General features: G+C 46.9%; 7 protein-coding genes. 2 read left to right on the top strand and 5 right to left on the bottom strand.

All coding sequences use genetic code 11. The annotated features are described in order from the left end of the window. Positions 1-212: 212 nt before the first annotated feature. The 5 genes from VRK_RS13830 to VRK_RS13810 are packed head-to-tail and all read right to left on the bottom strand — an operon-like array spanning position 213 to position 5,835. Positions 213-1,187, bottom strand: a complete 975-nt coding sequence (locus VRK_RS13830) for an ABC transporter ATP-binding protein (RefSeq protein WP_059121910.1) — start codon at positions 1,185-1,187, stop codon at positions 213-215. Then, on the bottom strand, positions 1,184-2,188 hold the full coding sequence (locus tag VRK_RS13825) for an ABC transporter ATP-binding protein (protein WP_059121909.1): 1,005 nt from the start codon (positions 2,186-2,188) through the stop codon (positions 1,184-1,186). The genes VRK_RS13830 and VRK_RS13825 overlap by 4 nt, the downstream gene beginning before the upstream one ends. Continuing rightward, positions 2,185-3,075 (bottom strand): ABC transporter permease, encoded by an 891-nt coding sequence (locus VRK_RS13820; RefSeq protein WP_059121908.1) that lies wholly within the window; start codon positions 3,073-3,075, stop codon positions 2,185-2,187. Before VRK_RS13820 ends, VRK_RS13825 begins: the two co-directional genes overlap by 4 nt. Before the next feature lie 10 nt (positions 3,076-3,085). Further along, positions 3,086-4,039 (bottom strand): ABC transporter permease, encoded by a 954-nt coding sequence (locus VRK_RS13815; protein WP_059121907.1) that lies wholly within the window; start codon positions 4,037-4,039, stop codon positions 3,086-3,088. Between the two features lie 11 nt (positions 4,040-4,050). After that, positions 4,051-5,835, bottom strand: coding sequence for an ABC transporter substrate-binding protein (locus VRK_RS13810; RefSeq protein WP_059121906.1), 1,785 nt, complete (start codon positions 5,833-5,835; stop codon positions 4,051-4,053). An 822-nt stretch (positions 5,836-6,657) separates the two neighbouring features. Between VRK_RS13810 and VRK_RS13805 the strand changes: the two genes are divergently transcribed. Together VRK_RS13805 and VRK_RS13800 are read left to right on the top strand one after the other, a co-directional pair. Next, entirely contained in the window at positions 6,658-9,114 is a 2,457-nt protein-coding gene (locus VRK_RS13805; RefSeq protein WP_197413109.1) for a beta-glucosidase, read from the top strand. Between the two features lie 416 nt (positions 9,115-9,530). After that, entirely contained in the window at positions 9,531-10,574 is a 1,044-nt protein-coding gene (locus VRK_RS13800) for a helix-turn-helix domain-containing protein (RefSeq protein WP_059121904.1), read from the top strand. Positions 10,575-10,667: the final 93 nt, after the last annotated feature.

Here is a 10,667-nt window from a genome sequence, read left to right as displayed (position 1 = left end):
TTGTTATATGTGATTGGTTGTGTATTTTTTGTGTTAAATGTGTCGGTATTGTTTTGTTATGAATATGACCGAGTATCTGGATCGGATAGACATGTGATTTGTGAGTGTGAGACGAGGAACCATACTCACAGTCGGATAGATGTGAGTATGGTTGAGTGGCAAGAACTTGATGGGCATGGTATCGCGTCGGGTGGCTACCGGCTTTCGTGTTATCAACTTGCCGGATAAAGATGACACGCAATCCAGTGTTCATCTTGCGTTTGTGTGAGTGTCGGAGCCTCGCGAGAGCATCGCTCTGTTGCATACTTGCAACGAGGGTGGAATGTGCAGCCGCCGGGAGGATTCAGAGGTGAGGGAATATCACCGATGAGCGGGACATGTTCGGTATTGTGGGTCGGATCCGGTACCGGGATCGCGGACAACAGCGCTTGTGTGTAGGGATGCTTCGGCTGGCGATAGAGCACTTCCGCAGGTGCTCTTTCAACAATTTTACCCAAATACATGACCCCGACTTCATCGCAGGTGTGTTGCACGACAGCCAGATCATGGGCAATGAACAGAAATGAGATCCCTCTACTTTCTTGAAGCTCGGCAATCAAGTTGAGGACTTGTGCTTGTACGGAAACATCCAGCGCAGAAACTGGCTCATCGGCAATAATCAGTTTAGGTTCTAAAACGAGAGCCCGGGCAATACCGACTCGCTGGCGTTGTCCGCCGGAAAATTCATGCGGATAACGATTGAGTGCCTGAGGACGGAGCCCGACGGTATGCATCACCTCGGCAATTTTTGCTTCGCGTTGTGCAACTGTCCCAATCTTATGAATATCCAGCGGTTCGCGAAGAATATCATGGATAGTCATCCGAGGGCTCAGAGAGGCAAATGGATCCTGAAAAATCATCTGCATTTCTCTACGCATTGCTTTGAGTTCTCGGGCATTCATTCGGGTAATATCTTGTCCCGAGATGGAGATGTCTCCGGCTGAGGGTTCAATCAGGCGCAAGATACAGCGACCCAAGGTTGATTTCCCACATCCGGATTCTCCGACCAACCCGAGGGTTTTTCCCTGATGGATCTTAAAACTCACATTATCGACGGCTTTACAAACTGACCGGGTCCGTTTAAATAACGACTTTCCGGTGTGGAAATGTTTTTCTAATCCTTTGACTTCTAACAATATATCACTCATCGGGATGCCTCTGATATGTGAAAACATGCCGCTTGATGTTCTGGCGGTCCGGTCAGGATTGGTGCGTTTTGGCGACATGTTTGAGTGACACGGTGACAGCGGTCGGCAAAACGGCACCCTGTCGGCAGATGAAATAAATCGGGCACCATACCTTCAATGGTTGGCAGACGAGCAATTTTTTGCTGTCGAACGACCGGGATCGATTGAAGTAACCCTTGGGTATATGGGTGTTTCGGGTGACTAAAAATGTCATCAACCGAGCCTTGTTCTACCACTTCGCCACAGTACATCACCACCACACGCTGACAGGATTCAGCCACAACACCTAAATCGTGCGTCACTAACACGACGGCCATATTCAATGATTGTTTTAGCTGTTTGATCTCATACATCACCTGCGCCTGGATAGTCACATCGAGTGCGGTGGTGGGTTCATCGGCCAAAAGCAAGGCAGGACGGCAGGAGAGCGCCATGGCAATCATTACACGTTGCCGCATCCCACCGGAAAGCTGATGCGGATACTCGCGAATGCGCTTTTCCGGAGAGGGGATGCCAACCATACGGAGCATTTCCGTTGCCCGGACTGCGGCCTGTTTACGAGAGAGCTGCTGGTGGTTGCGAATCACATCTACCATTTGGGTTTCGATTCTCAGCACGGGGTTCAGGGCGGTCATCGGCTCCTGAAAAATCATCGAGATATCATTGCCGCGCAAGCGCCGATAGGATTTTTCATCCATGCCAACCAGCTCTTGTCCCTGAAAACGGATACTGCCGGAGACAATTTCACCCGGCGGGCTTGGGATAAGCCCCATAATTGCTAATGAACTGACCGATTTTCCGCAGCCGGATTCACCGACAATGGCGACGCTTTCACCGGGCATCACCTCGAAACTAATCCCGTTGATTGCGCGGGCAGTACCTTTATCGGTCTGAAAATCGACTGTCAGACCGTCCACTTTGAGTAATGGTTCCGTCGGAACTGGATTGTCTATCGCGTTCATGACACCTTCCTTGGATCTAACGCATCTTGTAGCGAATCTGAAAATAAATTGAATGCCAGTACCAGCACGAACAACATACCGGAGGCGGCAAAAAAGTTGCAGAAGTGCCCTGAAGTCACTTCGGTACTGGCTTCTGCAATCATCAGCCCCCAACTGATACTTTCTTTCACGCCGAGTCCGAGGAAGCTCAGAATCACTTCACTCTTGATCGCAGTGATAAACAGTAAGGTCATTTCAACCAAGAGAATATGGCTGGTATTGGGCATTAAATGGCGGAAGATGATGCGGTAAGTCGGCACACCGAGCGCGTGGGCGGCTTCGGTGAATTCCATATTTTTCAGTTTGATTACTTCCCCCCGAATTACGCGGGCGGTGCCGGTCCAAAATGCCAGCGTCATCGCAGTATGCATCGCATAAGGATTGCCCGCCATCGCGACGGCAATGGCAGCCACCAGTAAAAAATAAGGAATACAGTCGATACAGTTCATCACCCACAGAATGAACTCATCGAGGATAGAGCCGGCATAGTAGCCCATCAGAGAGCCGGTCAGAGCGCCAATCGTTGTGGCTAATACCGCGACCACCAACCCGACCTCAAACGCCGTTTTAGTGCTGTAAATCGCGCGTTGAAAAATATCTTGCCCATTGATGGTGGTGCCGAACCAGTGTTCAGCACTTGGGCCGCTTTGTCCGGATGTTTGCAGCACATCCCATTGCTGGGCAATCAGGCCGAACCAGACCAGAATCGCAATGATAAAGTAAACCAGTACAATCGATAAGCTGATCATCCCGATGCGATCTTTGCGGAATTTCTGAATGCCTTTGGACCAGAGCGACTCTCGCTTCAGCGATGCGTCTTGAGCCAGTGTATGAATCGTTTCAGTCATCGGATGTCCCTTATCTGAGTGAGATCCGTGGATCAACGAGTTTGTAAAGAATATCAACCGTACTTACGATGACGATAAACACCAGCGTGAGAAGGACGATAACGGCTTTGAGCACAGGCAGATCACCGGTAGTGATGGCGTTGTAGGTAATCAGACCGACACCGGGAATGCCAAAGTAACTTTCCAGTAATAAAGACCCGCCGATCATGACGAACGGAATGGAAAACACAATCCGTGTCAGGATCGGAATCAGGGCATTCTTCAGCACATGTTTGAATAACACTTGCAGATGAGAATGGCCGAATGCTCTGACGGTACGAATATGATCCCGGGTCATCTCTTCGACAAACAGGGCGCGGTAGAACCGAGTGCTGTATCCGACCGAAACAAAAATCGAGCACAGTGTCGGCACCGTTACATAGTACAAATAACTACTCAGGGAATTGACTTCCCATCCATACACCGGAAACAGGTTAAGCCCGTAACTGGAGCAGAAAATTAATTGCAGCATGATGATGATGATGAGGTAAGAAATGCTCATCCCGATCACCGAAGAAGACATTACTAATTTATCTGCCCAACGTCCGCGGTGATGCGCTGCGAACAGACCCAGCGCAATACTGATCAAATGGCCTAAAATAAATCCCGGCAATGCCAGCAGTAACGAGATCGGAATCGTCCGCTCAAGCACCGTGGTTACCGACTCACCACTGGAGTCGGAATAACCAAAGTCAAACGTGATGACTTGATGGAGATAGTGCAGATAACGAATCCAAAACGGTTGATCATAGCCAAGCTCATGACGAATCGCGTTAATCTCTTCAACCGTCGGATTGCGTCCCAAGAGATCATAGGTTTTATCGGGGCCGAAATAGACCATCAGCACAAAACTAATCAAGGTGACGCCAAAGAGCAGCGGCAGACTATAAATCAGTTTCCGCAGACAATAACGGAGCGTATCCATGTTTTACACCTCTACTGAACATCAACATATTTGAGGTAGTTGCCGAGTATCTCTCGTTGTGGCCACATCGTGACATCTTTGTGCCATAGACGAACCCGGGTACGGGAGAAGCTGCCGATGCCCACACAGTCATCGATTAAGATTTGGTTGAGCTGATGGTAGATAGCCGTCCGTTCTGGCCCCGGTTGCATGACCGCCGCTTTCTCAAATAACGCGTTGTATTGCGGGTTATTGTAGTTTGCGCTGTTCGAACCGGGAGAGCGGTTTGGTCCGTAGAAGAGTTGCAGGGTGTTTTCTGCATCGGGATAGTCCAGCCCCCAACCCATCGGAATCATCTGAGTACGGCTGTTCTTGATATCCCGGTTGAAGTCACCGAAGGTAGCATAGGGTTTAAATTTGATCTTATTCTTCGGATAGCCGATTTTCATCAAATTACCGCGGAACTGTTCGAAGAACTGTTTATAGCGAACGGTGGAGGTTGCCGGATAGTAAAGAACCGGTAAATTGCGCGCGTTCCAGCCGTTTTCTTTCAGCAGTTTCTTTGCCCCGGCAATATCTTGGGTAATAGAGCTTTTGTCCAGATTCGGATCGAAAGCATCGGTTCCGGGAACAATGAAACCCGGATACGCTTCACCGAGCCCTAAATAAAAGCGTGAGATACGCTGCGGCCAGTCAAACGACTTGATGATGGCACACCGCAGCGCTTTATTTTGTGTATTGGTTTTCGGATCATCCGAGTGACCCAAATATTCATCATCAAAGTTGAAGACGTTATACACCATGCCGGCTTCACGTTGAGTACGGAAGTTATATTTTGCGGCATATTCCGGTTTGAGTGTGACCGGATGCTTAGATGCCAACACGGTATCGAGCTGTTCATTTTGCAAAGTGGTATTGACGATTTCATTGCCTTTGCTGAATGAATTCCACCGCGCAGACTGTTGTTTGACCCAGTTGACTTCGACGCGATCGACTCGTGGGAGTGTTTTCCCGTCCAGCGCCGCAACGCCCGTTTCGCCGTGAACTTTCGGATCGTAGCCTGCTTCGGCAAGATGGAAGACTTCATGACGATAGGTTGGGTTTCTCACCAGTACGGTTTTGGTTGAATCATGGGAGATCAATTTGAATGGGCCACTGCCCACCGGATGGGTGGCAAATTCACGGCCATACTTTTCGACGGCTTCATGCGGGACGAGCGCGGAATAACCCATTGCTAAAGTATAAACCAGTTGCGGATAGGGCTGCTCCAGCTTGATTTGAATCGTGTACTTATCCGGGGCACTCAGACCTTCAAGGGGTTTACTATAATCCGCGCCGGCTTCTTTCCATGCTTCTATACCCGCAATTTTATTCGTCCACAGCCAAGCGCCTTGTGAGCGGTTGGCCGGATCAAAGTGACGCTTCATTGAATAGATAAAATCGTCAGCCGTGACTTCTCTGCCTTTGCCATCCGGGAATGCCGGATCATCGACAAAATGAACGCCCTGCTTGATATGGATGGTATAGGTCAGACCATCATCGGAGACCTCGGGCATTGCGGCCGCGAGATTCGGTTTTAATTCATACGGGCTCTTCAAATATTTATATTCGTATAAGGTGTCGTATACCGCGGTGACAATGGTATTGCTGTAGGTCGTCCCGGATTGGACCGAATCAAAGTTTGTCGGGGTTCCGTCTTCAGAAAAGCGCAACACTTTGGTTGCTGCTGAGGTGGTCTCTGCAAATACCGGCATTCCGATATAAATAAGAGAAACCGCAAGCGCAGCGGCCAGCGGGCGTAATATCAATCGTGACATACAAATTCCTTTTGTATTTTATGGTTGTGTGGGTTAAGTGAAATCTGGCGTGAGCAGATTTCATCTGCAATGCAATGTGCAACATTGCTGAAACATACTATAAAACACAAGGCATCTGTACTATGTCAATCATTGTGTGCAAAATATGAATCAAGCTGGATTAAATAGTGTGTTTGATCACAAAAAACAGCAATATTAAAGAGTGTTATTCAAATAGAACCGGGTAAATATGTGGCTTATTTCACCACGAGAATCATATGGGTTGTATAGCAGAGAATTGAACTATGTGATTGATATGACATCTTATTCATAATTGAATTTTCATAAATAGGGGGGCCAGTTAGTCAGGATGATCTCAGGCTTGAATCGAACAAACAAAGATAATGAATAGGGTAAGGCTCGGTTGTTGTTGATTCGGTATATTCGTGTTATTGCAATTTTTATATTTATATTAAATTCAAAATAATGATATTTTTATTATTTTTAATGATAAATGTTTTTAATAAACATCAATGATGAACGATAAAATCAATTAGATAATTATGATTCATTGTTATGCGTTAATTTCACGCTTTGCGACTCTGATAATAATCACACTTTTCACTAATTCTCTCATATGCAAAAAAAATCACCGACAGGCAAAAACATCATTTGTTAAAATCCATTAATATACTGTTGAACGTCATGTGACCTATGGGAAATTCGGCCTTTATTCTGATGTTTCCTTATGCGAAAAGGATTGAAGGCACCGTGAACCCTGCCCTTAAGGTGATTGGGGCATACAGGTATCTGAAAGGAATAACTTTTAGTATGGAATTTAAAATGAAGAAAAAAATACTTGCGACAATTATTTCATCAACACTGTTCGTCAGCTATGGATTATATTCGGTCAGTGCTTTGGCAAAAACCGACTCTGTTCAAACATCAGCAAATAGCGAACAACTCAAATCAGAACAGGTTCAGACAGATTGGCATAATGATATTAATATGTATGATATTTTGGCGAAGGATATCGTCGCCAGAATGACGGATGAAGAAAAGCTGAAAATGTTAGTCGGTGCAGGGATGAACCCTGATAAAGACACTGTGATTAATTTAAAAGCGTCCGTCAATGGTGTGGCCGGGTATATCCACGGGGTTTATGATCAAAAACGTCGCTTAGATGTTCCGGCACTGAAACTCGCTGATGGGCCGGCTGGCATCCGGATTGATCCAACGCGTGATGGTGATAATCAAACCTATTATGCTACCGCATTTCCCAATGGTGCATTGATGGCATCAACGTGGAATCCCGATTTAATTCATGAAGTCGGTGAAGCCGTCGCCAATGAAGGAAAAGAATACGGCGTCGATTTCTGGTTAGCTCCCGGGATGAATATTCAGCGCAACCCGCTCAATGGCCGTAATTTCGAATATTATTCAGAAGACCCGTTGGTGAGCGGTATGATTGCTTCCGCGATGGTTCAGGGCGCGCAAAGTAAAGGTCTGGCAACGACGATTAAGCATTTTGTCGCCAATAACTCAGAAACGAATCGCTTCTTTATTAATGCGGTGGTTACGCCACGTGCGCTGCGGGAAATCTACCTGCGTGGTTTCGAATATGCGGTCAAAGAATCTCACCCATGGGGCATTATGTCATCATATAATCAGGTCAACGGCACCAATAGTGGTGAACGTGCTGATCTGATGACGGATATTCTACGCCATGAATGGGGATTTAATGGCTTAGCGATGAGTGACTGGTTCGCTGGCTACAACCCGATCGATCTCCTCAACGCCGGTGTTGATGTGATTCAGCCCGGTGGTGAAAATCCGGTCGTTCCCGGTTTAGGTGATTGGGGTAAGTATGTGGTTGAAGGCTATAAAAATGGCGACTTAACCAAAGCAACCCTTGATCGAAACGTACAACATATCGTCGCGCAGGCTTTAAAAACACCATCTGCAAAACATTACCCTATCTCGAATAACCCTGATCTGAAAGCCCATGCAACTTTGGCAAAACAGGTGGCGGATGAAGGGATCATTTTGCTGAAGAATCAGAATTCGGCGCTACCGCTTGCGACTTCACAATCCATTGCTTCTTTTGGTATCACCCAGATTAATACTTTGAAAGGCGGAACCGGCAGCGGTGATGTCCATCCCGATCATGTGACGACCATCATCGACGGGCTTGCGAAACAGTTTCCGGTGAATGAGTCGCTGGCGTCTTTCTACAGCGATTATTTTGAAGCCAATAAAGTGATCACGACCGGTGGTCTGGGCGTATCAAAAATCGTCAGTTGTACTGAGCCTTCAGTGACGGATTTGGGCGCACAAATCAACGGAGCCGCACAAAATAGCGATGTCGCCGTCATCACCCTTGGACGTGTGGCCGGTGAAGCGGCAGATCGTAAAGCCGAACGGGGAGACTACTTACTGTCTGACACCGAACTGGGGCTGATTTCCTCAGTATCCAAGGCTTTCCATGCGCAGGATAAAAAGGTTGTGGTGGTTCTGAATATTGCCGGTGTGATTGATATGAGTGAATGGCAGGATCAAGTCGATGGGATTGTGCTGGCTTATATGCCGGGGCAAGAGTCCGGTGACGCGATTGCCGATATTATCTCCGGTAAGGCCAACCCGAGCGGTAAATTAGCGCAAACCATTCCACTGTCTTATGCGGATGTCCCGTCTTCGACAACCTTCCCCGGTGTCGATGAAAATCACGACGGTGCATTGGATCACCAGTATTACAATGAAGATATCTATGTCGGATATCGTTATTACCAGACATTTAACAAAGGAGTCGCTTACCCATTCGGTTACGGATTGTCATACACATCATTTGATCTATCACGGACAAAAGTGCTTATGAATGGGTTGAACCATCGCCATCCGAGAAAAGGGGTAATGCTTAAAACAGTGGTAGCGAATACCGGTGATGTGGCCGGTAAAGAGGTCGTTCAGGTCTATGTTGCGGCACCGGAAGTGAAACTGAAAAAACCCAACATTGAACTGAAAGCATTTGCGAAAACAAGAGAACTGGCACCCGGAAGATCACAACGGATGGTTCTGGAAATCTCACCTGAAACGTTGGCAAGCTTCGATCCTGAGAAAAACCAATGGATTGTTGAGCCGGGCACTTATCAGGTCTATGTCAGTCAGTCATCCGATATTAGTTCGACCACACCGGTTCAGTTTGTCGTGCGCAAAGAAATTGTGGTTGAGAACACCACTCCGGGCGCACTGGCTTTAGAGGAAGGTGTGACGGCAGCTTCATTTGTAACTGTGGCGGAATAAAACGCTTCATTCATCCTTTGGCGGGCTCAGCCCGCCTTTTTTATGCGTTGAATATGGTGTTGAACCGTCTGAATCACGGATGGAAGAAGCCATGTCATATGAGTAAGAAAGCCATTGATAATAACAATAGAGTTATTAATGGTGATGTACATTATGATTTATATTGCACATTTATATTTTGCTGTTGTGCCATATCACTTTATCACCCATCGATATCTTTTCTGAGTCAGAATCTTTGTTAAATTGGCACAGACTCGTGCGGACATGGGTGCTTCTGTGGTGGGTTGAGCGGAAGGACATGTTGCCAGTGAGACGGGATTCGTCAGGTGTTATGCCTTTGATATGTGGGTGAATCGGGTGGTCAAACTGATTCGGACAAATGATTTTGTTTTTAAAGTTTCAGAGAAAGAGCAACGATGAACGGCAGATATGAGAAAAGTGTCTCGAATGTATTAGCTCGCAATATGATTCAACAGTTGTCGCTACACGATATTGATATTCATACGATTTTAAGACGCTGTGGTATCAGTGAGTATGAACTGAATCGACCCAATGGCAGGCTTACCGAACGCACCCATTACCAGTTTATGCTCGAAACGATGAAATATAACCGTTATATCTATGAATCGTCGTCGATTCAGTCGTTATTTAGCAAATTTCCCGAGCTGATAGGTTTATGCATGAACCAATCTTCAGCGGTTCAGGCTGTGGAGAGTTTTATTCGCTATCGTATGCTGATCGGTAATTGTGATCGCTGTGAGCTGAAAGTCGAAGGCAATCGGATCAAATTGACGTATATCGATGACGGCCCCGAAGAACTATCGACTAGTGCATTAGGGAATTTCATCATCTGCCGGGAACTGCTCAAAGTTTATTTACCGGAGATGTCGGTACAGGCCAGCCTGACGCATGTGGGGTCGCTCTCCCGGCATATCGTCAATGATTGTCTGGAAACCCAGTGTTTATTGCATCAGCGGGAGAACTGTTTGATTATCGAAAGTCCTGCTCTGCAAGAGACCAATCGCAATTTCAACCCACAGCTCCAGCAGTTACAAAAAGTGTACTTAGAGGGGTTATGCCGTCAGATCGATGAACAGCAAACATTTGCTGTGGTGGTGGAAGAACTGATTGAGTCACTGCTGTTGCAGCAGCATATCTACAACGAACATTCCGTGCTCCAGTGTGTGTGCAGCCATTTAAAAATGAGTCGTTGGACACTGAACAATAAGCTACGGCAAGATAATCAGTCTTTTACCGATGTACTGAACCGGGTGCGGCTGAAAAAAGCCTGTGAGTTGCTGGTTGAAACCCAGAAAAGCATTAAAGAAATTAGCGAGTTAGTTTACTTCTCTTCGCAGGCTGTGTTTTCACGGTTTTTTCGGCTGCACGCCAATATGTCACCGATCCAATATCGCAAGAAACTGGCAAACCGCTCACTTTCAGCCATTGGCGTCTCTTAAACAGGAGCTGAATCGAGAGCCGGAGACATCACCACACGATCCGATAAGCAGCAACGACTTTTCTGCCATGGGGTTCGTGTGGTCTGTTGAGTG

The organism is Vibrio sp. MEBiC08052 (assembly GCF_001506075.1).
GTDB lineage: Bacteria > Pseudomonadota > Gammaproteobacteria > Enterobacterales > Vibrionaceae > Vibrio.
Note: the sequence above shows the minus strand (reverse complement) of the source record. Positions and strands in the feature narration are given on the sequence as shown.